Origin of the sequence: Streptomyces sp. SCUT-3 (genome assembly GCF_014083985.1) — a bacterium.
GTDB lineage: Bacteria > Actinomycetota > Actinomycetes > Streptomycetales > Streptomycetaceae > Streptomyces_H > Streptomyces_H thermolineatus.
In genome coordinates this window covers 5,693,219-5,717,448 of record NZ_CP046907.1, presented here as the reverse complement: position 1 = coordinate 5,717,448, position 24,230 = coordinate 5,693,219, and the positions used below count along the sequence as shown (strand labels likewise).

At 75.2% G+C, this 24,230-nt stretch carries 22 protein-coding genes, 1 pseudogene and 1 riboswitch; of the genes and pseudogenes, 6 read left to right on the top strand and 17 right to left on the bottom strand.

Annotation, left to right across the window (positions count from 1 at the left end; translation table 11 throughout):
* The first annotated feature begins 81 nt into the window (after positions 1-81).
* The 3 genes from GQS52_RS25265 (at position 82) to GQS52_RS25255 (ending at position 3,793) form a co-directional block, all read left to right on the top strand.
* Complete coding sequence (locus GQS52_RS25265; RefSeq protein WP_182315824.1) at positions 82-1,299, top strand: lycopene cyclase family protein; 1,218 nt, start codon at positions 82-84, stop codon at positions 1,297-1,299.
* A 238-nt stretch (positions 1,300-1,537) separates the two neighbouring features.
* On the top strand, positions 1,538-3,094 hold the full coding sequence (locus GQS52_RS25260) for an FAD-dependent oxidoreductase (RefSeq protein ID WP_259371200.1): 1,557 nt from the start codon (positions 1,538-1,540) through the stop codon (positions 3,092-3,094).
* 150 nt (positions 3,095-3,244) lie between these two features.
* Positions 3,245-3,793: a hypothetical protein gene (locus GQS52_RS25255; protein WP_182315820.1), complete on the top strand. Its 549-nt coding sequence runs from the start codon at positions 3,245-3,247 to the stop codon at positions 3,791-3,793.
* Between the two features lie 76 nt (positions 3,794-3,869).
* Here the strand turns inward: GQS52_RS25255 and GQS52_RS25250 are convergent.
* The 10 genes and pseudogenes from GQS52_RS25250 to GQS52_RS25205 form a co-directional block, all read right to left on the bottom strand.
* Positions 3,870-4,852, bottom strand: a pseudogene (locus GQS52_RS25250) (DUF5914 domain-containing protein).
* Between the two features lie 32 nt (positions 4,853-4,884).
* Positions 4,885-5,868, bottom strand: coding sequence for a phytoene/squalene synthase family protein (locus GQS52_RS25245; RefSeq protein WP_182315818.1), 984 nt, complete (start codon positions 5,866-5,868; stop codon positions 4,885-4,887).
* Entirely contained in the window at positions 5,865-7,430 is a 1,566-nt protein-coding gene (gene crtI, locus GQS52_RS25240; RefSeq protein WP_182315816.1) for a phytoene desaturase family protein, read from the bottom strand. Before crtI ends, GQS52_RS25245 begins: the two co-directional genes overlap by 4 nt.
* Before the next feature lie 91 nt (positions 7,431-7,521).
* Positions 7,522-8,841, bottom strand: coding sequence for a polyprenyl synthetase family protein (locus GQS52_RS25235; protein WP_182315814.1), 1,320 nt, complete (start codon positions 8,839-8,841; stop codon positions 7,522-7,524).
* Between the two features lie 248 nt (positions 8,842-9,089).
* Entirely contained in the window at positions 9,090-9,950 is an 861-nt protein-coding gene (locus GQS52_RS25230) for an SDR family oxidoreductase (RefSeq protein ID WP_259370967.1), read from the bottom strand.
* A gap of 85 nt (positions 9,951-10,035) precedes the next feature.
* Positions 10,036-11,694, bottom strand: a complete 1,659-nt coding sequence (locus tag GQS52_RS25225; RefSeq protein WP_182315812.1) for a catalase — start codon at positions 11,692-11,694, stop codon at positions 10,036-10,038.
* A gap of 408 nt (positions 11,695-12,102) precedes the next feature.
* Entirely contained in the window at positions 12,103-12,276 is a 174-nt protein-coding gene (locus GQS52_RS25220; protein WP_182315810.1) for a hypothetical protein, read from the bottom strand.
* Between the two features lie 241 nt (positions 12,277-12,517).
* Entirely contained in the window at positions 12,518-12,985 is a 468-nt protein-coding gene (locus GQS52_RS25215) for a DUF4442 domain-containing protein (RefSeq protein ID WP_220472802.1), read from the bottom strand.
* Positions 12,986-13,106: 121 nt separating this feature from the next.
* Positions 13,107-13,352 (bottom strand): DUF6480 family protein, encoded by a 246-nt coding sequence (locus GQS52_RS25210; RefSeq protein WP_182315808.1) that lies wholly within the window; start codon positions 13,350-13,352, stop codon positions 13,107-13,109.
* A gap of 218 nt (positions 13,353-13,570) precedes the next feature.
* Positions 13,571-14,392: a hypothetical protein gene (locus GQS52_RS25205; protein WP_182315806.1), complete on the bottom strand. Its 822-nt coding sequence runs from the start codon at positions 14,390-14,392 to the stop codon at positions 13,571-13,573.
* Positions 14,393-14,567: 175 nt separating this feature from the next.
* Between GQS52_RS25205 and GQS52_RS25200 the strand changes: the two genes are divergently transcribed.
* Complete coding sequence (locus GQS52_RS25200; RefSeq protein WP_182315804.1) at positions 14,568-14,873, top strand: DUF6401 family natural product biosynthesis protein; 306 nt, start codon at positions 14,568-14,570, stop codon at positions 14,871-14,873.
* Positions 14,874-15,187: 314 nt separating this feature from the next.
* On the opposite strand, the gene GQS52_RS25195 is transcribed toward GQS52_RS25200, so the two are convergent.
* The 3 genes from GQS52_RS25195 to GQS52_RS25185 all read right to left on the bottom strand — a co-directional run bounded on the left by GQS52_RS25195 (position 15,188) and on the right by GQS52_RS25185 (position 19,021).
* Complete coding sequence (locus GQS52_RS25195; protein ID WP_330166920.1) at positions 15,188-16,381, bottom strand: transglycosylase family protein; 1,194 nt, start codon at positions 16,379-16,381, stop codon at positions 15,188-15,190.
* A gap of 5 nt (positions 16,382-16,386) precedes the next feature.
* Positions 16,387-16,606: riboswitch (cyclic di-AMP (ydaO/yuaA leader) on the bottom strand.
* Positions 16,607-16,893: 287 nt separating this feature from the next.
* A complete protein-coding gene (locus GQS52_RS25190) occupies positions 16,894-18,447 on the bottom strand; it encodes an FAD-dependent oxidoreductase (protein WP_182315802.1) in 1,554 nt (517 codons plus the stop codon).
* A gap of 160 nt (positions 18,448-18,607) precedes the next feature.
* Positions 18,608-19,021: an organic hydroperoxide resistance protein gene (locus GQS52_RS25185; RefSeq protein ID WP_182315800.1), complete on the bottom strand. Its 414-nt coding sequence runs from the start codon at positions 19,019-19,021 to the stop codon at positions 18,608-18,610.
* A gap of 106 nt (positions 19,022-19,127) precedes the next feature.
* Between GQS52_RS25185 and GQS52_RS25180 the strand changes: the two genes are divergently transcribed.
* Positions 19,128-19,643: a MarR family transcriptional regulator gene (locus tag GQS52_RS25180; protein ID WP_182315798.1), complete on the top strand. Its 516-nt coding sequence runs from the start codon at positions 19,128-19,130 to the stop codon at positions 19,641-19,643.
* A gap of 337 nt (positions 19,644-19,980) precedes the next feature.
* Here the strand turns inward: GQS52_RS25180 and GQS52_RS25175 are convergent, their stop codons facing one another.
* The 4 genes from GQS52_RS25175 to GQS52_RS25160 all read right to left on the bottom strand — a co-directional run bounded on the left by GQS52_RS25175 (position 19,981) and on the right by GQS52_RS25160 (position 22,370).
* On the bottom strand, positions 19,981-21,054 hold the full coding sequence (locus GQS52_RS25175) for an iron-containing redox enzyme family protein (RefSeq protein WP_182315796.1): 1,074 nt from the start codon (positions 21,052-21,054) through the stop codon (positions 19,981-19,983).
* The gene (locus GQS52_RS25170; RefSeq protein WP_182315794.1) at positions 21,051-21,296 is read right to left on the bottom strand and encodes a CDGSH iron-sulfur domain-containing protein; all 246 of its coding nucleotides are present in this window, start codon (positions 21,294-21,296) and stop codon (positions 21,051-21,053) included. The genes GQS52_RS25175 and GQS52_RS25170 overlap by 4 nt, the downstream gene beginning before the upstream one ends.
* The gene (locus tag GQS52_RS25165; RefSeq protein WP_182315792.1) at positions 21,277-21,933 is read right to left on the bottom strand and encodes a HemK2/MTQ2 family protein methyltransferase; all 657 of its coding nucleotides are present in this window, start codon (positions 21,931-21,933) and stop codon (positions 21,277-21,279) included. The genes GQS52_RS25170 and GQS52_RS25165 overlap by 20 nt, the downstream gene beginning before the upstream one ends.
* 83 nt (positions 21,934-22,016) lie before the next feature.
* A complete protein-coding gene (locus GQS52_RS25160) occupies positions 22,017-22,370 on the bottom strand; it encodes a hypothetical protein (protein WP_182315790.1) in 354 nt (117 codons plus the stop codon).
* A gap of 324 nt (positions 22,371-22,694) precedes the next feature.
* Between GQS52_RS25160 and GQS52_RS28280 the strand changes: the two genes are divergently transcribed.
* Positions 22,695-24,095 carry a peptidoglycan DD-metalloendopeptidase family protein gene (locus GQS52_RS28280; protein WP_275946488.1) on the top strand — a complete coding sequence of 467 codons (1,401 nt, stop codon included), beginning with the start codon at positions 22,695-22,697 and terminating at the stop codon, positions 24,093-24,095.
* The last annotated feature ends 135 nt before the right edge of the window (positions 24,096-24,230 follow it).

The following is a 24,230-nucleotide window of genomic DNA, read 5'->3' as shown; positions in this document are numbered from 1 at the left end:
GGTGCGCGCCGGGCGGACGCGAAGAGGCCATCCGGGTGCCGCGCCGCTACCGGGCACCCCCCACCGGGTAGGGGTCCGTGGATGAACGAGGTGGATGTCGCGATCGTCGGCGCCGGCGCGGCCGGCCTGTCGCTCGCCGCCCGGCTGACCGATCCGGCGCACGGCCCCGCCGCCCCCTCCGTCGCCCTCGTGGACCCGGGCCCCTCCACGGGCCCCGGGCCGCGAACCTGGTGCTTCTGGGAACCGGAGGGCGGCGCCTACGACGAGGCGGCCTCCGCGGTCTGGCGGCGGCTGCGGGTGGTCGCCGCGGACGGCACCGTCGTGGAGGGCGACCCGGCGCCGTTCCGCTACAAGATGCTCCGCTCCGACCGCTTCGAGGAGCTGCTGGGGTCGTGGTTCGCCGGGCGGCCCCGGCTGCGCCGGGTGACGGCCGCGGTCACCTCGGTGGAGGACCTCCCAGGCGGCGCGGCGGTGCACGGGCTCGCACCCGGGGGCGGGGCGGTGTCCCTGCGCTCCCGGTGGGTCTTCGACTCGCGCCCCCTGCCCGCGCTGCCGCCCGCCCGCACCACCTTGCTGCAGCACTTCCGCGGCTGGTTCGTCCGCACCGGGCACGACGCGTTCGACCCCGGCGCGGCCACCCTGATGGACTTCCGCACCCCCCGGCCGGCGCACGGGCTCTCCTTCGGCTACGTCCTGCCGTGGAGCGCGCGCGAGGCGCTCGTGGAGTACACCGAGTTCTCCCGCGCCCCGCTGGAGGAGCACGAGTACGAGGCCGCGCTGGCGCACTACACCGGCGAGGTCCTCGGCCTGGGGCCGTTCTCGGTGACCGGCACCGAGCAGGGCGTCGTCCCGATGACGGACGGCGCCTTCCCGCGCCGGGCCGGACGGCACGTCTTCCGCATCGGCTCGGCCGGCGGGGCGACGCGCCCGTCCACCGGCTACACCTTCTCCGCCGTCCAGCGGCAGGCCGCCGCGATCGAGGCCGCCTGCCTCGCGGGCCGCGTCCCCGTCCCGCCGCGACCGCACCGCCTGCGGCACCGGGTGATGGACGCGGTGCTGCTGCGCGCCCTGGACACCGGCCGGGTGGAGGGCGCGGCCTACTTCGAACGGCTCTTCCGCAACAATCCGCTCCCCCGGCTGCTGCGCTTCCTCGACGGGGCGTCCGGTCCGCGGGAGGAGGCCGCCATCGGCTTCAGCACGCCGGTGGCACCGATGCTGCACACCCTCGCGGAGCTGCCGCTGCTGCGGCGCACCCCCGCGGGACCGACCACCGGACGGGCAGGAGTCCCCCCACGATGACACCGCTGTACGACGGCCCCCCGGCCGCCGCGCCCGACAGAGCCGCCCCCGGCCGGACCGCCCCCGGCCGCCACCGAACGCCGGGAACCGGCCCCGGCCCCGGCCACCGTCGGCGCCTGCGGCAGGCGGCGCGGCGCCCGGCCCTGCCCGGCGCCGGACGCGCGCTCGCGGCCCGCGCCACGGGCGGGGAAGAGCGGTGAGCGGCGCACCGGAGGGGTTCGGGCGGCCGGGGCAGGGCGTGCCGCCGGGAGTGCCGCCCGGGGTACCGCCGGGCGGGCGGGACCGGCGGTCCAGGGTGCTGGCGCCCGCCGGGGGCGCCGCGCGCGTGACCGGGCCGGCCCCGCACACGGCCGTGGTGGGCGGCGGGATCGCCGGGCTCGCGGCGGCGGCGGTCCTCGCCGAGCGGGGGGTGCGGGTGACCGTGTACGAGCGGCAGGAGCAACTGGGCGGCCGGCTGGCGGGCTGGCCCACCCGGCTGGCCGACGGCTCCCGGGTGACCATGAGCCGAGGCTTCCACGCCTTTTTCCGGCAGTACTACAACCTGCGCGCACTGCTGGGCCGGATCGACCCCGCCCTGGGCATGCTCAAGGGCCTGCCGGACTATCCGCTGCGGCACTCCCGGGGCGACCGGGACAGCTTCGCGAAGGTCCCGCGCACCCCGCCGTGGAGCGCCCTGGGGTTCGTCGCCCTCAGCCCCACCTTCACCTGGTCCGGCCTGGCCCGGATGAACCCGCGCCCCGCGCTGCACCTGATGGACGTGCGGGTTCCGCAGGTCTACGAGCGGCTGGACGGCACCAGCGCCGAGGACTACCTGGCCGCGGTCCGCTTCCCCGAAGCCGCACGCCACCTGGCCTTCGGGGTCTTCTCCCGCAGTTTCTTCGCCGACCCGCGGGAGCTGTCCGCGGCCGAGCTGGCGCTGATGTTCCACATCTACTTCCTGGGCTCCTCCGAGGGCCTGCTGTTCGACGTGCCGGACGAGCCGTTCCCGGCCGCCCTGTGGGACCCGCTGGAGCTCCACCTGCGCAAGGCCGGCGCCGAGGTGCGCACCGGGGCCGCCGTGGACCGCGTCGTCCCCCGGGGCGACGGCGGGTTCACCGTGGAGTGCGCAGGGAGCTCGGACGCCTGCGACGCGGTGGTCCTCGCCCTGGACACCGACGGCCTGCGCTCCCTGGCCGCACGCTCCCCGGGCCTGGGCGACGAGCCCTGGCACGAGCGGATCGCCGCCCTGCGCACCGCCCCGCCCTTCCTGGTGTCGCGGCTGTGGCTGGACCGCCCGGTGGACCGGCGGCGGGCCGGTTTCCTGGGCACGAGCGGCTACGGGCCGCTGGACAACGTGAGCGTGCTGGAGCGGTGGGAGGGCGAGGCCGCCCGGTGGGCGTCCCGCACCGGCGGCTCGGTGGTCGAACTGCACGCCTACGCCGTGGCGCCCGGGGCCGACCGGGCCGCCGTGCAGCGGGAGGCCCTGGAGCAGTTGCACCGGATCTACCCCGAGACCCGGCAGGCCCGTGTGGTGGACGCCCGCCACGAGTGGCGGGCGGACTGCCCGCTGTTCCCCGTGAGGGGCTTCGCCTCCCGCCCCGGCATCCGCACCCCACGCCCCCGGCTGGTCCTGGCCGGGGACCTGGTGCGGGTGGACCTGCCGGTGGCGCTGATGGAACGGGCGGCGACCACGGGCTTCCTGGCCGCCAACGCGCTGCTGGAGCAGTGGGGGGTGGCCGGGCAGGCGGTGCGCACCGTCCCGCAGGGAGGCCGCTCGGCAGCCCTGCGCACCGCCGCCCGCCTCGCCCGGCGGTGAGCCCCGCGCGGCGGTGAGCCCCGCGCGGACCGTCCGGGCCCGCCGGGAAGGGGCCCGGACGGAGCGCCGCCGTGCCGTGCTGCCCGGGGAAGCGGCCTCGTCCTTTCCACCATGATGGGGGCCGGGCAGTCCGAGCGAGGGGGCAGTGCGGTGCGACCGGCAGGCGAGGAGAAGCGGGAGGGACGCGGGGCGGCGCCGTCGTCGGTGTCCATGACGGTGCTGTGTGCGGAGAGTCCGGCGCTGCTGCCGGCGGCGCCTCTCCTCGGCATCGTCCCGGACGCCCGGGCGGTCTTCCTGCTGCCTCTCGTCCTGCCTGCCCTCGTCCTCGCCAGTGCGGTGGTGACCGTCGCGCTCGTCCTCCCGTCCGTCGCCCTGGGCCACTGGCTCGGGCTGCGTCGGGGGAGCGGAAGGCGGTGGTGGTGGGTGGCGGTGGCGACCGCGGCGGTCCTGCTGCCGGCTGCGGGCCTGCCGTGGGCGGCCGCCGCAGTGTACGGACGGGGCGGCCTTCCCGGCCTGCTCCTGTTCGCGACCGTCCTGTACGCCCTGTCCCTGCCGGCCGCGCTGGCCGCACACACGACGGTCCTGCGCGCGGACGCCGGACGCCCGGTACGTTCCACCGGATGGTTCCTCGGGTACGGAGCGGTCGCGTCGGCGGTGGTCCTCGTGGGGGCCTCGGTGGTCCTCGCGGCGTCCGGATGAGGCCGCTCCGCACGGCCGGCGGGGCATGCCGGCCGTGCGGAGCGGTTCTCCGGCAGGTGAGCCTGCCGGGCGGCGGTCAGCCGGGGAAGCGGCCGGTGCTGCGGAGGAGCCAGCGGCGTTCGGCGTAGGCCATGTCGTCCCGCCACAGGCGGGCCGCGGCGGTGCGCATCAGCGGCCGCAGCAGGGGCGCCGCCCGGTGGGCGAGGGCGAAGCCGGGGCGTTCGGAGGCGGCGAGCACCGCCTCGATCACGGCGGTGCGGGGCCTGCCGTGCCGGTCGGTGCCCAGGGGGTGGCGTGGGTCTCCACGACCGAGGAGGCGCCCTCGCCGTCGGTGATCCGCATGACGACGGTGCGCGGTCCGGGCGCGGTGAAGCAGGCGCGCACCGGCACGGCGGCGCGGCGGCCGACCCGGTAGGCGACGTCGACCAGGAAGTGGTCGTGGCCGGCGTCGCCGTCCGGGGCCTCCTCGGCCGTGCTCGGCTCCTCCAGGACCGTGAGCCGGGTGAAGGAGTAGGGGTGGAACCAGGCGCCGTGCCAGGGGTCGAGCCGGTTGGCGACGACGTCCTCCGGCTCGCAGGTGCCCACCGCGGTGGTGACGGCGTCCACGGCTGCGGCCGGGCGCGGGGGCAGTGGGGGTGCGGGCAGCGGCTCCTCCCCTCCTGCCGCGTCGAGGCGGATCCAGGCGAGCACGCCGTCGTCGTGGGCGGGGAACGGGGACCAGCCGGGGAAGCCCTCCTCCCCCAGGGCCAGGCCGTGCCAGTGGCAGACGATCCGGCCGCCGACGACCGGGCTGTCGCACAGCGGCGCGCCCAGGTGGGGGCAGGAGCCGGGCCCTGCCAGCAGCCGCCCCGAGGCGTCCCGCCAGGCCACCACCTCCCGGCCGGCCACCGTGCGCCCGAGGGGCCGGCCCGGGCGCACCTCGCGGCCGGCCGCGAGGACGTACCAGTTGCCGGAGGGCCGGGCCGAGGCCCTCTTCAGGGCCGCGGCGATCACGGCCGGGCGGGCTGCCCGCCAGGTGGGTTCCTGCTGGTCCCACCGCACGGGCGGCAGGAACTTCAGCGGGCTGCGCCAGGATTCCCTGCTGCTCCTCCTCACGACAGCGCCCTCCCCCGGGAGGCGGTGCGCGCCCGGCCCCGCCCGGCGGCGTGGCGGCCGCGGGCCGCGGCGACGCGGACGAGCCCGCGCAGCGCGACCGCGGCCCTGCGGCGGCGCGGCACCACGGCCCGCCGGTGCATGATCCGGCAGTCGCGGGCCTCGATCTCGTCGAGGATGCCGCGGTAGAGGACGAACGCGGTGCGCACGCACGGCCGGGAGACCGGGTCGAGCATGGGGATCCCGGCCTCGGCGTGCCGGTAGACCTCCCGGTTGAGGGCGCACATGTCCTTCACCGCGTCCCGTACCCGGCGGTCGGTGCGGCCGGTGCTGCGGCACCACTGCAGCAGCTCGCGGTCGACGCCGAAGGAGGCCAGCCGGTCCCGGGGCAGGTAGACGCGGCCGCGGTCGAGGTCCTCGCCGACGTCGCGCAGGAAGTTCGTCAGCTGGAAGGCGACGCCGAGGGAGGCGGCGTGCGGGGCGGCCTCCTCGCGGGGTGCGACGGTGCCCAGGACCGGCAGGACCTGCAGTCCGATGACCGCGGCCGAGCCGTGCATGTAGGTCTCCAGGTGCTCGTAGGTGGGGTAGTCGGTGACGTCGAGGTCCATGCTCATGGAGTCCATGAAGTCGGTGAAGTGGCCCGGGTCGATGCGGTAGCGGGCGGCGGTGTCGGCGAGGGCCGCGACCACCGGGTGGGCGCTGCGGCGCCGCAGCAGGCCGGCCTGCAGGTGCGCCCGCAGGTCCCGCAGGGCCGCGGCGCGCTCCCGGGGCGGGGCCTGCCCGGGGAGGTCGTCGACGATGTCGTCGGCCCACCGGGCGAAGCCGTACAGGGCGTGGACGGCGGGGCGCCGCTCCGGGGTGAGCAGGCGGGTGGCGAGGAAGTAGGTCTTGCCGTGCCGGGCGTTCAGCTCCCGGCAGCGCAGGTAGGCCGAGCGCAGGACCGGGTCGTGGATGCCGGCGGCGTCGAGTTCGCGGGCGGTCACGGTCTGCTCCCTGCCGCGGGCGGGGCAGGTGGGACGGGCGCGGCAGGCAGGGCGGGTGCCGGGGGGCGCGGGGCGGGGCGGCGGTGGACGCCGGTGACGCGGGCCGCGGCGAGCTTTCCGGAGACCACGACCGTGGGGACCCCGACGCCGGGGGTGGTGCCGCAGCCGGCCAGCACCACGTTCTCCCAGCCGCGCGGCAGGTTGCGGGGGCGGAAGGGGCCGGTCTGGGCGAAGGTGTGCGCGGCGGAGAACGGCGTGCCCGCCGCGTGCCCCTGCGCCGCCCAGTCCGCCGGGGTGACCAGCGTCTCGGTCTCCACCGCGTCGCCGAACCCGTCCAGGCCGCGGCGTTCGAGCTCGGCGACCAGGCCGTCGCGGAATCGCGGGGCGAGGTCGGTCCACGGGTGCGGGCCGGTGCGCAGGTTGGGGCAGGGGGCGAGGACGTAGTGCAGGTGGCGGCCGTCGGGGGCCAGGGCGGGGTCGGTGGCGGTGGGGGTGGTGATCAGCAGCGAGGGGTCGCTCATCAGCTGCCCGGTGCGGGTCAGTTCGTCGAAGGTGCCGCGCCAGGCCGCGCCGAAGGACAGGGTGTGGTGGGCCAGGTCCGGCCAAGTGCGGCGGGTGCCGGCGTGCAGCACCACGGCCGAGGGCGCGTACCTCAGGGGCACCGGGCGCCGGGGGGCGCGGCCGAGCAGCCGGTGGACCTCCGGCAGGTCGCAGGTGAGCACGAGTGCGTCGCAGGGGATGCGCCGCCCGTCGCGGGTGCGGACCGCGACGGCCCGGCCGGCCGGCGAGCGTTCCAGGGAGTCGACGGCGGTGCCGTGGGCGAACTCGGCGCCGGCCGCGGCGGCGGCGTCGGCCATCGCCTGCGGCACGGCGTGCATGCCGCCGCGGGGGAAGTACACGCCGGCGACGGTGTCCATGTAGGCGATGACGGCGTAGGCGGCCAGTGCCCGGTGCGGGGGGACCCCGGCGTACAGGGCCTGGAAGGAGAACAGGCGGCGCAGGCGCTCGTCGGCCAGGAAGCGGGAGATGCGCCCGTCCCAGCCGGTGAAGCCGCCGAGGGCGGCCAGGCGGGCCAGGTCGCGGCCCAGCAGGCCGAGGGGGGAGTCGAAGTTGGCGTCGATGAAGGTGCGCATCTGGACGCGGTAGAGCTCCTCCAGCCAGGCGCGCAGGCGCAGGTAGCCGGCGGCCTCGGCGTCCCCGGCGAACCGGCGGACCTCGGCGTGCATGGCGTCGGGGTCGGTGTGCACGTCGATGCCGGTGCCGTCGGCGAACCGGGCCCGGTAGGCGGGGTGCAGGCCCACCAGTTCGACGCGGTCGGCCAGTTTCTCGCCGACCGCGGACAGCGCCTCGTCGATCAGGTCCGGCATGGTCAGCACGGTGGGACCGGTGTCGATGCGGTAGCCGTCGAGGTCGATCCGCCCGGCGCGGCCGCCCGGCCCGGCGCCGCGTTCGACGACGGTGACGCGCCGCCCGGCGCCCAGCAGGTGCAGGGCGGCCGACAGGCCGGACAGTCCGGCCCCGACCACCACGACGTGGTCGGTGGGTCCGCGCAGGGCCCTCATCCGTGGCGTCCTCTCCTCGGCGATGCTCGGTGGTGCGGTGCTCGGTGGTGCGGTGCTTCCGGGCGGTGGCCCGTGTGCGGGGCGGCGCCGTTCACGGCGGCGGGCCGGGGACGAAGCTGCGGGCCAGGCCGGACAGGTGCCGGACCGCCGTCCGTTCCAGCGGGGCGCGGTCCAGGGTGTCCAGGGCCGAGCCGACCAGGCGCTCCATGACGCGTTCGACGTGGGCGCGCGCGCCGGTGGCGGTGACGAGCGAACGGACCCGGTCCAGCCGGGCGCCGGTCAGGCCGGGGCTGCCCGGGGCGGCGAGCAGTTCGCGCTCGACGGCGGCGTCGCCCCGGGCCCGTGCCCGGCGCAGGGCGACAGCCATGAGGTAGGTGGGTTTGCCCTCGGTGATGTCCTCCCCCGCAGGTTTCCCGGTGCGGTCGGGGGAGCCGAAGACTCCGAGCAGGTCGTCGCGCAGTTGGAAGGCCAGGCCCGCGGCCCGGCCGGCGCGGCGCAGGGCGGCGACGGTGGCGTCCGGGGCCCCGGCCAGGACGGCTCCCAGGTGCAGCGGGCGTTCGACGGTGTACAGGCCGCTCTTGAGGTGCGCCACCTCGAGGGCGGCCGCAGCCGACCCGCCGCCCCTGGCCTGGCCGTACAGGTCCAGGTACTGCCCGGCGACCATCTCGGTGCGCATGGCCTGCCAGGGCTCGCGCGCCCGCCGCTGCGCGGAGGGGGCGAGCCCGGCGCCGTGCCACAGGTCGTCGGCCCAGGCCAGGGCGAGGTCGCCGGCCAGGAGGGCGGCGCCCGCGCCGAACGTCCCGGGGTCCCCCCGCAGCCCCGCGGCGCGGTGGCGGCGGGCGAGGACGACGTGCGCGGCCGGGGCGTTGCGGCGCAGGGGGGAGCCGTCCATCAGGTCGTCGTGGATCAGGGCGCAGGCCTGGATCAGTTCCAGGGCGGCGGCCGCGCGCAGGACCGCCTCGGCGTCGTCGCCCGAGGGCGGGCCGCCGCAGGCCCTCCAGGCCCACCACAGGAAGGCGGGGCGCAGGCGCTTGCCGCCGCCCAGGACGAAGTCGGCGAGCAGGGTGACGAGGTCTGCGGCGAAGCGGTCGCTGATGCGGGCCGCCTCCTGCCGGCGCTCCGCCAGGTGCTCGGCGAGGACGCGCTCGACGGCGGCCGGCAGGTCGTGGTCGGGGCCGATGCTGCTGCGCTCCTCCGGTGGCCGGCTCCGCCGGGACGGCGTCGGCGGCCGCGTGTCGCGGGGTGCGGCGGGGTGCGGGGCCGGTGCCCCGGAGGGGTCGGCCGGTGCGGGCGGGCAGGCCGGGGAGGCCGGGGAGTCGAGGAGCCGCCCCGGGGCCTCGCGGGCGGGGGCGGGGGGCGGGAGGGGGCCGCCGACGGGCGTCACGGCGCTCTCGGACGGCTGGCCTCGCATTACGGCTCCTTCCCGGCCCGGGGCCGCGGACGCCCGCCGGCCGCCGTGCGGTCCCGGACCGGCTCCGCGGCCGGCCCGGGTCACCGACGGTGACCGCCTGTCGGGCGGAAAGCGTCATACATGGGATACATGGAAGCACTTCGGGGCGTTCGTGCACGTTCTCGGATCCGCCGGTCGGGGGGCCGCCGCCGACCGGACACCCGGTCGGCGGGCGCCCGGTCGGCGGACGCCCGGCCGGCGGACGCTCCTCAGGGCAGCGGCGTGCCGCCCGTGGCGTTGACGATCTCGCCCGTGATGTAGCTCGCCTCCGGTGATGCCAGGAAGACGTAGGCCGGGGCCATCTCGGCGGGCTGGGCGGGCCGGCCCAGCGGGGACTGCTTGCCGAACTCGGTGGTGTCCGGCATCGTCGCCGGGATCAGCGGCGTCCACACCGGGCCGGGCGCGACGGCGTTCACCCGGACCGGCCGCTCGGCCAGCTGCTGGGCCAGGCCCTGGGTGAACGCCACGATCGCGCTCTTGGTCATGGCGTAGTCCAGCAGGTGCGGGCTGGGCTTGTACGCCTGGACCGAGGTGGTGTTGACGATCGAGCCGCCGTCGGGGACGTGCGGCAGGGCGGCCCTGGTCACCCAGAACATGCCGTACAGGTTGGTGCGCATCACCCGGTCGAACTGCTCGGTGGGGATCGCCCCGATCCCCTCGGGCCGGGACATCTGGTAGGCCGCGTTGTTGACCAGGACGTCGATCCGGCCGAACTCGGCCACCGTCCGCTCCACCAGGGACAGGCAGGCGTCCTCCTCGCGGATGTCGCACTCCACGGGCAGGGCCGTGCGGCCGGCCTCCTCCACCAGGCGGGTGGTCTCCCGTGCGTCCTTCTCCTCCTCCGGCAGGTGGGTGAAGGCCACGTCCGCGCCCTCGCGGGCGAAGGCCAGGGCCACCGCCCGCCCGATGCCCGAGTCCCCGCCGGTGATCAGTGCCTTGCGGCCGGTCAGCTTCCCGCTGCCCCGGTAGGTCGCCTCGCCGTGGTCGGGCTCGGGCTCCATGGCCGCGGTGCGGCCGGGGGGCTCCTGCTCCTGCGCGGGGAACTGCGGCTCGGGGTACTGGTCGGTCACGTGGGTTCCTTCCGTGGAGGGAGGGGGCGGACGGGGTGCGGCGCCGGCCGCCGCCCGGCGGGGCGGCGGCCGGCGCCGCGTGCCGTCAGCGGGTGACGGTGTGCCGCTCGTCGGGGACGCAGTGCGTCATGGTCAGCCCGGTGACGTCCCGCGGCGGGTTGTCGCCCAGGGAGGCCAGGCGCTTGCGGTCCTCCTCGGTCAGGTCCTGGCTCGCCAGCGGCTCCAGGTGCCTGACGTCGTCGGGCGAGATGCCCAGGCCCTTGCCGACCCGCAGGCCGAGGTCGTTCTCGACCAGCAGGAAGTGCCACACCATGCGCTCCTGGACCGGCCGCGGGCACTGCGAGAGCTGGTCGGTGAAGTTCTTGACCAGGTCGTCGCGCTCCCAGTCCTCCATCAGCAGGTAGCGCTGGCCGGCCTGCTGGTAGTCGTTGGTGCGCGGGATCCGCCTGCGGGTGAGCCGGCCCCGGATCTCCGGGCCCTGCTCGTCGTGGGTGGGGTACTGGCCCTCGCGCAGCCCGCCGGTGATCGACGGCTCGTAGTTGACCTCCGGGTTCTCCCCGCGCGCGTCGGGGGCGTAGGTCATCGGGCCGCCGCTCTGGTTGGTCCGCACCTCCGCGTTCTTCGCCCGGTTGACCGGCAGCTGCAGGTAGTTCGGGCCCACGCGGTAGCGCTGGGTGTCGCTGTAGGAGAAGGTGCGGCCGACGAGCATCTTGTCGTCGGAGAAGTCCAGGCCGTCGACGAGCACGCCGGTGCCGAAGGAGATCTGCTCGTTCTCGGCGAAGTAGTCGTCCGGCATCCGGTCGAGCACCATCCTGCCGACCGGCCTGGGCGGGAACTCCTGCTCGGGCCATGTCTTGGTGTCGTCCAGCGGGTCGAAGTCCAGCTCCGGGTGGTCGTGGTCGTCCATCATCTGGACGAGCAGCTCCCACTCGGGGTGGTCGCCGCGGCGCACCGCCTCGTACAGGTCCTTGGTGGCGTGGCCGAGAGTGTCCGCCTGGACGTTGGCCGCGTCCTCCTCGGTCATGGAGCGCACGCCCTGCTTGGGCATCCAGGTGTACTTGACCAGCCTGGTCACGCCCTCGGCGTTGACCCACTTGTAGGTGTTCACGCCGAAGCCCTGCATGTGGCGGTAGTCCGAGGGGATGCCGCGCGGGCTGAACAGGTTGACCAGCATGTGCATGGACTCGGGGGTCTGCGACATGAAGTCGAAGATCCGGGCCGGCTTCTGCTCGAAGGTGACCGGGTCGGGCTTGAGCGCGTGGATCACGTCGGGGAACTTGATCGCGTCGCGGATGAAGAAGACGGCGAGGTTGTTGCCGACCAGGTCCCAGTTGCCGTCCTCGGTGTAGAACTTCACGGCGAAGCCGCGCGGGTCGCGCGCCGCCTCCGAGGAGTCGCGGCCCCCGATGACGGTGGAGAACCGCACCGCGACGTCGGTGCGCTTCCCCGCCTCCTGGAACAGCTTGGCGCGGGTGTAGCGGGAGATCGGCTCGTCGCCCCACTTGCCGTAGGCCTCGAAGTGGCCGTACGCGGTCACGCCGCGCGCGTGCACCACCCGCTCGGGGATCCGCTCCCGGTCGAAGTGGGAGATCTTCTCCAGGAACTGGTAGTTCTCCAGCGTCGCCGGGCCTCGGGCTCCCACGGTGCGCTGGTTCTGGTTGTCGTGGACGGTGTGTCCCTGCCGGTTGGTCAGCACCGGGCGGTCGTCGTCCGGCGCCGGACCCTTGCTCGATACGTCCGTCATGGCGGGGGGCTCCAATTCATGTCGGTCGGTGCTCGGGGGCGCCTTTCGGGTGCGCGGTGCGGCTACCCGGATCTCGGCGTTCCTCACACGGGTGCGACGACCGGTCCGGGGTTCCTCCGGCCGCCGGGGAGGGGCTCTCGGGTCTCCCGGCCGGTGGCACGGGTCCTGTGCCAGTAGACGTCCGGGGTCCGTCGGCCGCCACCCGGCGCGGGCGGCCGGGCGGTTCGGGAGGGCCGGACGGCTCAGGAGGGCCGGACGGGGTGGTGACCGGGCCGTCGGCGGCGACGGTCACCCGCTGCCCGCGGGCGCAGTGCACGACGGCGTCCGCGAAGCCCCGCCGCCGGGCAGGGTGGGGCCCCCAGGTGCACCACCGCCAGGTGCAGGACGGGGAAGCGGCGGGCCGGGTGCCTACTGCTCGCCGAAGTCCTCGCGGTCGACTCCGGAGCGCTCCATCGCCTCCCGCAGCTTCTCGCCCACCGCGGTGCGCTCCCGGCCGCCCGGCCGCTCGCGCCGGTCCTCCGGCTCGGGGAGGACCTGGTCGGTCTTCCCGGTCTTGGGGGCGTTCTCGTCGGGAACGGTCACAGCGGCCTCCTCGGCAACGGGCCTCTCCCGCCGGACGGACGGGAGGAACCGGTGCCCTACCCGGGCGTTCACCACTCATGCGGACGACGGGGTCGTTCCGGCGGGCCGGACCACGACGTGCACCTGCACGGCGTCGAGGGATCCGGCCGGTCGAGTGGGTCCGGGGGCTGCGCACGGCGGCCTGCGCGGGGTCGCGGGAGGGCCGGCGGGGGCGGGGGGCCGGGGCTCCGGGCGGCGCGGATCAGTCCCGCGGGGGCTTGCGGCGCACGTAGAGCTGTTTGCGCACCCTGGCGACGAGGGTGCCGTCGGCGGCGACCACCTCGTTCTCGAACCAGACCAGCGCCTTCTCCCCGTTCCGGGTCCGCTCCCGGATGTCCTCCAGGGCCTCCTCGGTGAGCGTGAACCCGGCGAAGACGTCGCCCCGGCCGGGCGAGACGAAGTCGATCTCGCCGGCCTTGTCCCAGACCACGTGGTCGCGGCCGATCCTGTTCATGACCAGCAGCATCCAGAACGGGTCGCTCATCGCGAACAGCGAGCCGCCGAAGTGCGTGCCCACGTAGTTGCGGTTGGACCGCCGCATGCGCAGCCGCACCCGCGCGCTGCTCCAGTCCTCGGCGAGGTGGAGCACCTTGATACCGGCGAAGAGGTAGGGCGGCCACAGGTTCATGACGCGGCGGAGCGTCTTCGCGGAGGGCGGTCGGGAGGGCATGCCGGTGACGGTACCACCCGGGGTTACTCATGAGTAATGGATCCCGGGGGCGAAACCGCTCCCCGGGGACGGCAGGACTGGGGGCGGCGGGCCCGTCCCTGGAACGGCGGGCCCGGGGCGGTCAGACCAGCAGGTCGAAGGCCCGCACCAGGAGCAGTGCGGCGACGAGGACCCCGGCCACCAGGACCACCACGAGGGGCCAGCGGCCCCAGGGCTTGCGGATCTCCACGCGGTCGCGGGGGATCGCACCGGAGATGCTGTCCTCGACGGGCGGCGTCTCGCCCGGCGGCACTCCGCCCCCCGGTCCCGGCCCGGGGGTCCGGTCGGGGTCGGGGCCGGGGGTGGGCCGGTCGCGGTCACTGGTCATGGGTTCCTCCGGTCTGCCGGCCGTGCGGCGGGGTCGGTTCCGGCCGCCGCACGGCCGGACGCTCCTCTTCCCGTCGGCTAACCCCGCACACCGCCCGGAAACCGGTCGCGCGGACGGGATCGCGCGAACCGCGGGACGGGGCGGGCGGGGCCGCCGGCGCACCGACCCGCCGGAGGTCCCGCGCGCGGGCGCTCCCCGCTCCGGCCGGGCGCTGCGGGTCAGCGCTCCGCGGGCGGCGGCTGGCCCGCGCCCTGCGTCCGGGTGGTTCCCGTGCCGGTGGTGGTCCCGGCCGCGGGGCGGGCGGCGCCGGTGGCGTCGCGCCGGCCGCGGTTGTACGCCTCGAGCTGGGTGCGCGCGGACTGGCCCTCGCTCTCCGCAGTGGTCAGCCAGCGCTCCCAGCGCTGCTGCATGGGCTTGACCATGCCGCCGCCGACCCCGACGACCAGGATGCCGCCGACGGTGGCCAGGATGGCCACCAGGACGGGGACGGTGACCGCCACCGCGATCCCGACCTGGTTGAGCGCGGCGATGACGCCGAGGCCGATGATGAACACCGACGCGGCGGTGGCCAGGAACCTGCCGTAGGACAGGCCGCCGAGGGCCCCGCTGACGATGTCCTTGACACCCGCGGCGATCGCTGCGGCGACGACCACGATGACGACGGCGATCGCGGCCCTGGGCAGCCAGGCCACCACACCCCTGAGGAGGGTGCTGATCGGGTTGGGCCCGAAGACGGAGAAGGCCACCTGGAGGGTGATCAGCAGGACCGCGTAGTAGATGAGCTTGGCGATGATGTCGGAGGCGTCGTACTTGGACCTCTCCATCGCCCTGGCGATCCCGCCCCGCTCGACGGCTCTGTCGAAGCCGACGCGTTCGAGGACCTTGTTGACCGCCTTCGCCAGGATCTTGGCCACGATCCAGCCGACGATCATGATCACCAGGAACGCCACGAACTTGGGCACGAAGGTCGCCACCGAGCTCCAGGCGTCCTGGAGTCCGCCGGTGATGTCCACCGCTGCGAATGTCGTGGTCTGCTGCATGTCTCCTCCTTGTGCGGATTGAAGACGATATGCACCTTTTCTGATGATCGGCGGTTACCCGGAACCCCGGGCCCCACACCCTGAGTCGCAGATCCAGGAGAAACGGACCCGAATGTGACCAGAACCACCGGTGAACGGCGTTTGGGTGGCGCGCACCCCTCCTTACGGTGGAACGGTGAGCCACTACTCCCTCGATCCGCTGGCATGGGCGACGGCCGCTTACGGCCCCGGACTCCGGAGGCTCCTCGACGAGCCCGGTCTCGTCGCCGCCGTCGACCAGCACGCCGCCGCCGTCCGCGACTCCATAGAGATGGACCGGGAGACCCTGGGTGACTACCTGTTGGGTTTCCTCGACGAACTGCACGACCAGGGCTGGGACCACGACCTCCCCGACGACTCCTTCCCCTCCCTGCGGGTGCTGAGCGTGTGCTGGCTCGCCCGGGAGAACGGCTACCTGCCCGCCGACGACACCCACGCCTGACCCCTCTTCCGCGCGACCGCCGCGCGGGAAGTGCGCAGATGCCGGGAGGGGCCCGCGACCGAAGTCGCGGGCCCCTCCCGGCATCTGCGCGTCGGACCCCTCGCCCACGTGGGGTGCGCGGGCCGCCTCCTCCCCCTCGTGCGCGCGGACCGGGCCCCTCCCTCTCGTGCGGCGGCCGGCGCCCCGCGGGCCGGCCCCGCATCGGGAAGGCGCACCGGCTGCACGGCGAAGCCTGCCGGGCCCGCCCCCTCTCGGGGAACGGGCCCGGCAGGCCGCTGTCCGTCAGACCGCGTCGCTCACGCGGGTGTTCGGGATCAGATGTTCACGCCGTGGCTGCGCAGGTAGGTCACCGGGTTGATGCCCGAGCCGTAGGCGGGGGTGGTGCGGACCTCGAAGTGCAGGTGCGGGCCGGTGGAGTTGCCGGTGGAACCCGCGAGGCCGATCTGCTGGCCGGCGCCGACCGACTGGCCGACACCGATCGACAGGGCGGACAGGTGGGCGTACTGGCTGTACTTGCCGTCGGCGTGCCTGACGACGACCTCGTTGCCGTAGGCGCCGCCCCAGCCGGCCTTCACCACGGTGCCCTGGGCGATCGACTTGACCGGGGTGCCGGTGGAGACGGAGAAGTCCTGGCCGGTGTGGTAGCCGCTGGACCAGCTGGCACCGCCCTGGCCGAACACGGCGCCCAGGCGGACGTTGTCGACCGGGGCCACGTAGCCGGTGGAGACGGTCTTGGCGGCGGCGGGCTTGGCCGGGGCGGGGGTCGCCGGGGCGGTGCTCTTCGCCGGGGCCGCGGAGCCGGTGTCCTGGGCCGGGGCGCTCTTGGCGGCGGAGGCGCCGTCGAGGGCGAGCTTCTGGCCCGGGTAGATCAGGCCGGGGTTGCCGCCGATGACCTGCTTGTTGTCCTCGTACAGCTTCGCCCAGCCGCCGGAGACCTGCTGGGCTGCGGCGATCTTGAACAGGGTGTCGCCGGAGACGACGGTGTAACCGCCGGAGGCCTGCTTCTGCTGGACCGGGGCGGCGGGCTGCTCGGCCTTCTTCGCCGGGGCGGCGGGCTTGGCCGGGGCAGCCGGGGCGGCCGGGGCGGCGGAGTTGCCTGCGGCGGCGGCAGCCGCGGAGGCCGGGGCCGCGGAGGACTTGCTCAGGCCGGCCTTGGGGCCGCAGACGGGCCAGGCGCCCGGGCCCTGCACCGCCAGGACCTTCTCGGCCACGGCGATCTGCTGCTCCTTGGTGGCCATGTCCGCACGCGGGGCGTACTGGCCGCCGCCGAACTCGTTCCAGGTGCTGGCGGTGAACTGCAGACCGCCGTAGAAACCGTTTCCGGTGTTGATGCTCCAGTTACCGGTGGACTCGCAGTGCGCCACCCTGTCCCAGGTCGAGACCGAGGCCGCCTGAGCGCTTCCGGCGCCGATCAGAGGGAGGGCCAGACCGATGCTTCCGGTACCGACGAGGACACCGAGACGGGTGAGGCGGTTCATACCACGGCGCAGGTTTGCGTGTGCAGACACGGGGGTATTCCTCTCTCCAACGCCTGCGAGGTGAGCTGTCGGGTTCGGACTGGAGATGCCCGGTCGCTCGCCAGGGCCACGTATGGCTTCTGAGCTGCGACTTCACCCCAAGCCGTGCACTCGTCGAGGAGTGTTCACGGCGACTGACCTGGGTCCCCCGCTCCTGCCGTACGCATATCGAGACGGATCGATCCGGGCAGCGGCAGGATTAGGCGTTCCACCCGGCGGTTAACCCACGGGCATCGGATCCCGTGCGGCTCCAAAAACTAAACAGACGCCCCGGGGTCCGGGCAAGGATCCGCATCTCCCGGAAAAACGGGATGAGACATTCGTCAATTGGTCCGGGCACCCTGGGTGAATGACTGTTTCCGAACCGTGCGTAATTTGTTCACCCTGCGCGACACCCGGCCGCCGATCGGTGACATGTACCGTTTTGGGCGGACAGTCCGTTGCTGATCGCGGGCGGGGCGTAATGCCCCCGTGACGCCGCTCACACAATAGCGAATTAGCCTTTATGTCCGTTTCTCGCTATGCGTTTCGCCGGCTTCAGGAACCGAATACTTTTCCAGGGGCCGGGTGGCCGGGCCCTGGAGCACGGACCCGTCGACGCCGAACCGCGACCCGTGGCAGGGGCACTCCCAGGTGCGCTCGGCATCGTTGAACCGCACCAGGCACCCCATGTGGGTGCACCGCGCGGCCACGGTGCGCAGCTCGCCGTCGTCGTCCCGGTAGACCGCGCAGTGCCGGCCCCCCTGCCGGACGACCGCACCCTCCCCCGGCGCCGGCTCCTCCGCGCGGAGCCCGGACTCCGCACCCAGCCGGTCCCCGACGAAGTGGCGGGCGACGGTCGCCTGGATCCTCGCCGCGGCCGGGGCCTCGCGCAGCGGGCGGAGCCGGCGCGGGTGGTACAGGCCGGCCCACGGGGCGGAGCCGCCCGTCAGCAGTTCGGCGAGCAGCCGGGAGGCCATCACCCCGTTGCTCATGCCCCACCCGCCGAAGCCGGTGGCCACGTAGATGTTGCGCACCCCCGGATGCACGGGCCCGACGAACGGCAGCCGGTCGGTGGTGCTGTTGTCCTGGGCGGCCCAGCGGTACAGGGGCCGCGCGGAGGGGAAGCGCTCCCGCGTCCAGGCCGCCAGGCGCCGGTGGCGCTCCTCCACTCCCCCCGCGCCGGGCAGGAAGCCCTCGCCGGTGACGATCAGCAGGCGCCGACCGTCCCGGAGGGGGGCGGTGCGCACCGACCGGGTGCCGCCCTCCGGGGTGATGTACATCCCCTTCGGGTCCTCCTCCTCCGGGATCTCCGCGGCCAGGACCAGCTCGCGGTGGGGCTCGAGGCGGGGAAAGAGGAGGGCCCGGTCGAGCACGGGGTAGTGCGTGGCCACGACCACGTGCCCGGCCGTGATCCGGGGGCCGTCCCCTGTGCGCACCAGGCAGGGGGAACCGCCGTCCACGCCGGTGACCCGGGTGTCCTCGAAGATCCGGCCCCCGTGCGCGACGAGGTCGTCGGCCAGCGCGAGCAGGTACTTGCGCGGGTGGAACTGCAACTGGTCCTCGACCCGGACCGCCCCCGCGACGGGAAAGGGCAGGCCCGTGGTGTCGACCAGGGAGGCGGGCAGCCCCGCGCGCCGGGCCGCCTCCGCCTCCGCACGCAGCTTCCCGAGCGTCCGCGCGGACTCGGCCCAGGTGAAGGAGGGGGCGCGCTCCAGGTCGCAGTCGATGCCCAGCCGCTCGCACGTGCGGGCGACGTGCTCGACCGCCTCCTGCTGGGAGCGCGCGTACAGTCCTGCGGCGCGGGGGCCCCGGGTCCTCTCGATCCGCGAGTGGAGCAGGGTGTGCAGGGCGCTGACCTTGGCCGTGGTGTGCCCGGTCACCCCGCCCGCGAGCCCGGCCGCCTCGACCAGGACGACGTCGCGTCCGGCGAGGGCCAGTTCGCGGGCGGTGCAGATGCCCGCGATGCCGCCGCCGACGACGACCACGTCGGCGCAGGTGTCCTCGGCGAGCGCGGGGCGCCGGGGTGCGGTGGCCGTCCGCGTCCAGTACGAGCCTTCGTCGGGCGGATCAGTCATGGCGGCGCGCCTTCCCCGAACCCGCGCCATGATGCCCGGCCGCCCGTGTCCGGCCGCCCGTGCCCGGGCGAGGGGAAGCCGCGGGGAGGAGCCGCGGGGGAGCAGGGGCGGGGGCCGCCCCTCCCGCGCTCCTCCGCGGCGGCGGGGACTGCTCGGGGGACTACTCGACGACGAGTTCCACCGGGATGTTCCCGCGGGTGGCGTTGGAGTAGGGGCAGACCCGGTGGGCCTGCTCGACGAGTTCGCGGCCGGTCCCGCCCTGCAGCTCCTCGGGGAGTTCGACGCGCAGCACGACGCTCAGGCCGAAGCCCTTCTCGGCGTTGCCGCCTATGCCGACCTCCGCGGTCACCGACACGTCGCGCACGTCCTGCCGGGCGGCGCGGGCCACGACTCCCAGAGCGCTGGCGAAGCAGGCGGCGTAGCCGGCCGCGAACAGCTGCTCGGGGTTGGTGCCCTCGCCGGAGCCGCCCAGCTCGCGGGGCGGCGCCAGGGGGAGGTCGAGGCGGCCGTCCGAGGAGACGGCCCGCCCTTCGCGCCCGTTGGCGGTGGCGACGGCGGTGTAGTGCGTGTCCATGGGTGCCTCCTGCGGCGAACGGCCTCTCCCCGCCGGGCGGCGGGGAGGGCGGGTATAATGGTTGCGCACAATTAAATTGTGCGCAACCAAGTAATAGCATGAAGGCATGACGGAACCGGCGAACGGCACGGCGCCCGGCGGCGCACCGGCGGACCGGGCACCCCTCGGCCCCCACGGCGACCTGCTGCGCCTGGACCTCCAGGTGTGCTTCGCGCTCCACGCGACCTCCCGCGCCTTCGACACCCTCTACCGCCGGCTCCTGGGCGACCTGGGCCTGACCTACCCGCAGTACCTGGCCATGCTGGTGCTGTGGGAGCACGGCTCCTCCACGGTCAAGGAGCTCGGCCGGGCCCTGCGCCTGGACTCGGGCACCCTCTCCCCCCTGCTCAAGCGGCTGGAGACGGCCGGCCTGGTCGTGCGCGGGCGCAGCCCGCACGACGAGCGCTCGGTGGTCGTGAGCCTCACCTCGTCGGGGGAGGCGCTGCGGGAGCGGGCCGCGGAGATCCCGCGGCGCGTCCTGGCCGCGACGGGGCTGGAACGGCAGGAAGCGGCGGCACTGCACGGCGCCCTGGCCCGGGTCACCGCCGCCCTGGACGACGCCGCGCAGGACCTGAAGCCCTGAGCCGGATCGCGCCCGTGCCCGCCGGGCGTGCCGGGCGGGCACGGAGCGGCACGGGAACCGTGCTCAGGGCTCCCCGGGGATCTCGTCCAGGGGCAGCACCTCGACGGGGCGGTACCCCGCGGGCGTCTCGCCCTCGACGAGGACCCGCACCACCCGGTGGCGGCCGGTGTCCATCCACACCTGCGTGCCCCGCCCCTCGTACAGCGGCCACTCCCGCCCCCCGTCTCCCCGGTCTCGGCGACGGTCAGGCACAGCGGGGGCAGGGCGCGGCGCGCACTCCCCGGCGGGACGAGGGTGATGCGGTAGCAGCGGGGCGCCACGGGCACGGCGGCCCTCCCTACCCGGCGTCCGGGGTGCCGGGGGCGCCGGTCGGTTCGGGCAGCGGGGCCAGCAGGGAGGTCCGGCCGGCCCGCCAGCAGGCCGCCAAGTGGTCGCCGAGCAGGTCCTCGAGGTACCCGTAGGCCTGGACGCCGAAGACCGCGTCCGCCGCCAGTTGCGGCTCCCGGCGCAGCAGGTCCCCCAGGACGTCCCGGCGCAGCACCTGCTCGTGCACGGCGTCGGCCTCCACGTGCTCGGTGTAGAACAGGGCGCACTGCGGGGGCGCGCCGAGGCGGTCCAGGGCCGCGGCGAGCCTGCGGGAGCCGGGGGAGCTGGTGACCTCCACCGCCGTGAAGTGCCCCACCAGGGCCCCGCGCAGCCCGCGGTGCAGCCCCAGCCACGACATGAGGTTGACGTTGGCCAGCATCACCGCCGGGACGAGGTCGAGGTAGCGGCCGTAGGCCGGGTCCAGCCCGGCCCCCTCCATCAGGTCGGCGAACAGCCGGGCGTGGACCCGATCGCCGCGGCCGCCGCCGAACTCGTCGTACTCCACCGCCACCAGCGACGCCTTCGCCTGGCCGGTCAGGCGGGGGATCACCCAGGCGTGCGGGTCCGCCTCCTTGAGGTGGTAGACGGACCGGTGCGCCAGGTATTCGCGCATCTGCCCCCAGGTGCCCTCCTTCTGCAGGTGGTGGGCGGTCCCCGAGGGTTCGACGGGTTCCTCCAGCAGCGGTTCCAGGACCGCGTCGACGTCGTCGCCGCCGGGCACCGCGCCGCGCAGCGCCCGGCCGAATGCCTCCTCGAGGGCGGCCCGCAGCCGCAGCAGCCCGGGGTCCCACTCCCAGGAGTCGGCGACGCCGGCGAAGGAGCGGTAGTGCAGTTCGTAGGCGGCGTAGAGGGCCAGCTGCGCGTCCTCGCCCAGCGGGTCGGTGCCCGCGGGCAGGCGCCCGGGCAGGGGCGGCGCCTCGGACGGCGGGCGGCGCAGGGCCGTCACCAGCTGCTCGGAGAGGGGACCGCGCGGCACGGGCAGGCCGGGTACGGCGGAGAGGGCCTGCCCGGGCGCGGCCGGGGGTGCGGGTGCGGGTGCGGTCACGGGGTCCCCTCCTCCGGTGCGCCGTCGCGGCCGCGCCCGGGGCGGCGGCGACGGCGGTGGCTGGTGTCGCAGAACGGGTAGGTCCGGCTGCGCCGGCAGGTGCAGACCGCGACCATGAAGCGGTCGGAGGCGGCGGTCGTACCGTCCTCGAGGACGAGTTCCACCGGTCCCTCGACGAGCAGTGGCCCCTGCGGGTCGACAATCACGCGACGCGGCGCGGCGTCACCGGCTGCGGACGGCACGGACCACCACCAGTTCCTCGTGCTCCTGCCCCGGCTCGACCAGTCCGCCGGCCTCCAGCCAGGGGGCGAGGCGGCGCATGACCGGCCCGTAGGGAACGGTGCGGCGGGCCGTGACCTCGGCCTCCAGGCCGGCCTCCTCCAGCTGCGCCACGGTCTTCTCCGTGCCGCACAGACCCGAGTGGACCATCAGCAGGACGCCGCCGGGGGCGAGCAGCGGCGGCGCCTCGGCGCACAGCCGGTCCACCAGGAGGCGCCCGGTGCGCCCGGCCGCCCAGGACCGGGCGGGCCCGCGGTGCGGCAGGCGGTCGGAGGGGGAGGGGACGTAGGGCGGGTTGGAGACGATGATCTCGAAGCGCCGGTGCCCGACGGGGAGGGCCAGGTCGCCGCGGAGCACCCGGACGCGGGCCCGGCGCAGTACGGCGTTGAGGCGGGCGGCCAGCACCGCCCTGGAGGATATGTCGACGGCGGTCACGTCCGCGGCGCCGGCCCGGGCCGCTGCCAGCGCCACGGCCCCGCTGCCGGTGCCCACGTCGAGGACCCGCGCGCCCGGCAGGGACGGCTCGCGCAGGAGCTCGTCGATGAGCGTCCCGGTGTCGCTCTGCGGTGCGTACACGCCTGGGGGTCTGAGGAGCCACATGTGGCTCCTGCTGCCCCCGCCCCGGGGTGACAAACTGCGGGAAACCCGGTAATGACCGGCGCGCCGGAGCGCACCGGTACGGCTCACGCGGCGACGGCCCGCCGGCTCAGACAGGCCCGTCCCGCGGGGGTGAGGGAGACCGAGCGGGTCGCCTTGGACGGGTCGTTGGCGGCCGGGCCCAGCTCCACCAGCCCGCGGTCGACGAGCTCCTCGCACACCGCGAGGGGCAGCGAGCTGTAGTGGTTGCCGGTGCCGGTGGCGGTGTCGTACGGCTGCCAGTAGCAGAAGCGCCGCCGGTTGTGACGGGTGTGCGGCAGGGTGAGGTAGACCGGCCGGACCGGATCGGCGATGACGCGCAGCACCTCGAGGGCCTCGGGCGTGAGGGAGTCCCGCCTGGTGCGCGAGGGGGCGGTGAAGTCGGGGTACAGAATGGTCACGGTGCCTCTTGGGGTCAGCCGTCGCGGCGGTCGGTCGGGGCGGGCCGTGCCTGCCGGCCGGCCCGGGAACGGACCCGACACGCACAACACCCTCATGATCACTCTCTCCAGTCGCCTGCGGATCAAACAGCAATTCCGTCCGATGATCTCATTCAAACGTGGTGCTGCGCACACGAGTTGACGGACGCGGCCGCCCCGGCGCACGCCTACAGCACTTGCGGGGTGTTCTCCCCGCGCCCTTGTCGCCGGAAAAGCCCGCCCCGTACTTTTGCCCTGCCCTCGGGACCCCCCGGGCGTTCCACCCCACGGAGAGGAATGGTCCTCGTGGCCCCAGCAGGACGGCACCGCCGCCCCACCCCCCGCCCGCTGTCCCGATTACCGCTCGTCCTGACGGCGGGTGGCGCGGGACTGGCCCTGCCCCTGGTCTCCGCCTCCGGGGCGGGCGCCGCCTCCGGGGGCCTCTGGGACAAGGTCGCCCAGTGCGAGAGCAGCGGCAACTGGAGTACCAACACCGGCAACGGCCACTTCGGCGGGCTGCAGTTCACCCCCAGCACCTGGAAGGCCTTCGGCGGGACCGTCCACGCCTCCCGGGCCGACCTGGCCACCAGGGCCCAGCAGGTGGCCGTGGCCGAGAAGGTCCTCGACGCGCAGGGCCCCGGAGCCTGGCCGGTGTGCTCGGTACGCGCAGGCCTGACCCGCGACCGGGCGGCCGGAGAGCAGGAGACCGGGACGCAGGGAGCCGGGACCCGGCCGGCCGACGGCAGTACCGTGCGGAGGACCGCGTCGGAACCGGGGGAAGCCGCCCCGCGGACGGGGACGGCGCGGCAGGCGTCCGCACGGACGGACGGCACCGGGCCGGCCGCGGCGGGCGACGGACGCGGCCACCACCGGGTGGTGCCCGGCGACACCCTGTCGGGGATCGCCGAGGAGCACGACGTGCGCGGCGGGTGGCAGCGCCTCTACACGGCGAACCGCACCGTGGTGGGCGGCGACCCCGATCTGATCGTCCCCGGCCAGAGGCTGGACCTGCCCGGTCGGCAGGTGCAGGAGCGCCCCGCGGCCCCCGGGGCCGGGCAGGAGGCCGCGGACGACCCGGCCGAGCAGTCCCGGAGCCGGCAGGACGGGCAGCGGAAGGAACGGGAGAGGCAGAGGGCGGCCGAACAGCACAGGGCTGCGGAGCGGCAGAAGGCCGCCGAACGCCAGAAGGCCGCCGAGCAGAAGGAGGCCGCAGAACGCCAGAAGGCTGCCGAACGAGAAAGGGCCGCCGAGCAGCAGAAGAAGCAGAAGGCCGCCGCGGCGAAGGAGGCGCCCGCCTCCTCCGGCTGGACCGCCCCGGTCAGCGGCTACGCGTCGGGCACCGCCTACGGGGTCTCCGGGCCCCACTGGGCCAGCGGCCACCACACCGGCCAGGACTTCGCCGTGCCCACCGGCACCTCGGTCCGCGCCGTCACCGACGGCACCGTCGTGGCCGCCGGCTGGGGAGGTTCCTACGGCTACCAGGTGGTCCTGCGGCACGCGGACGGCAAGTACACCCAGTACGCCCACCTGTCCTCGATCTCCGTGCGCACCGGCGAGAGGGTGACGGGCGGACGGCAGATCGGCCGGTCCGGCTCGACGGGCAACTCCACCGGCCCCCACCTGCACTTCGAGGTCCGGACCGGGCCGGGCTACGGCAGCGACATCGACCCGAGGGCCTACCTGCGGCAGCACGGGGTCGCCCTCTGACACCGGCCGGTGCGCCTTCCGGCACGCCACACCCGGAAGAACCAATTGACCGCTTTGCTCCCCCGACCTGTTTTGCTGTTGATCACAGCAACGTCCGAAGGGGAGTCACATGCGGCCCGAGGAAGGACACGGGCG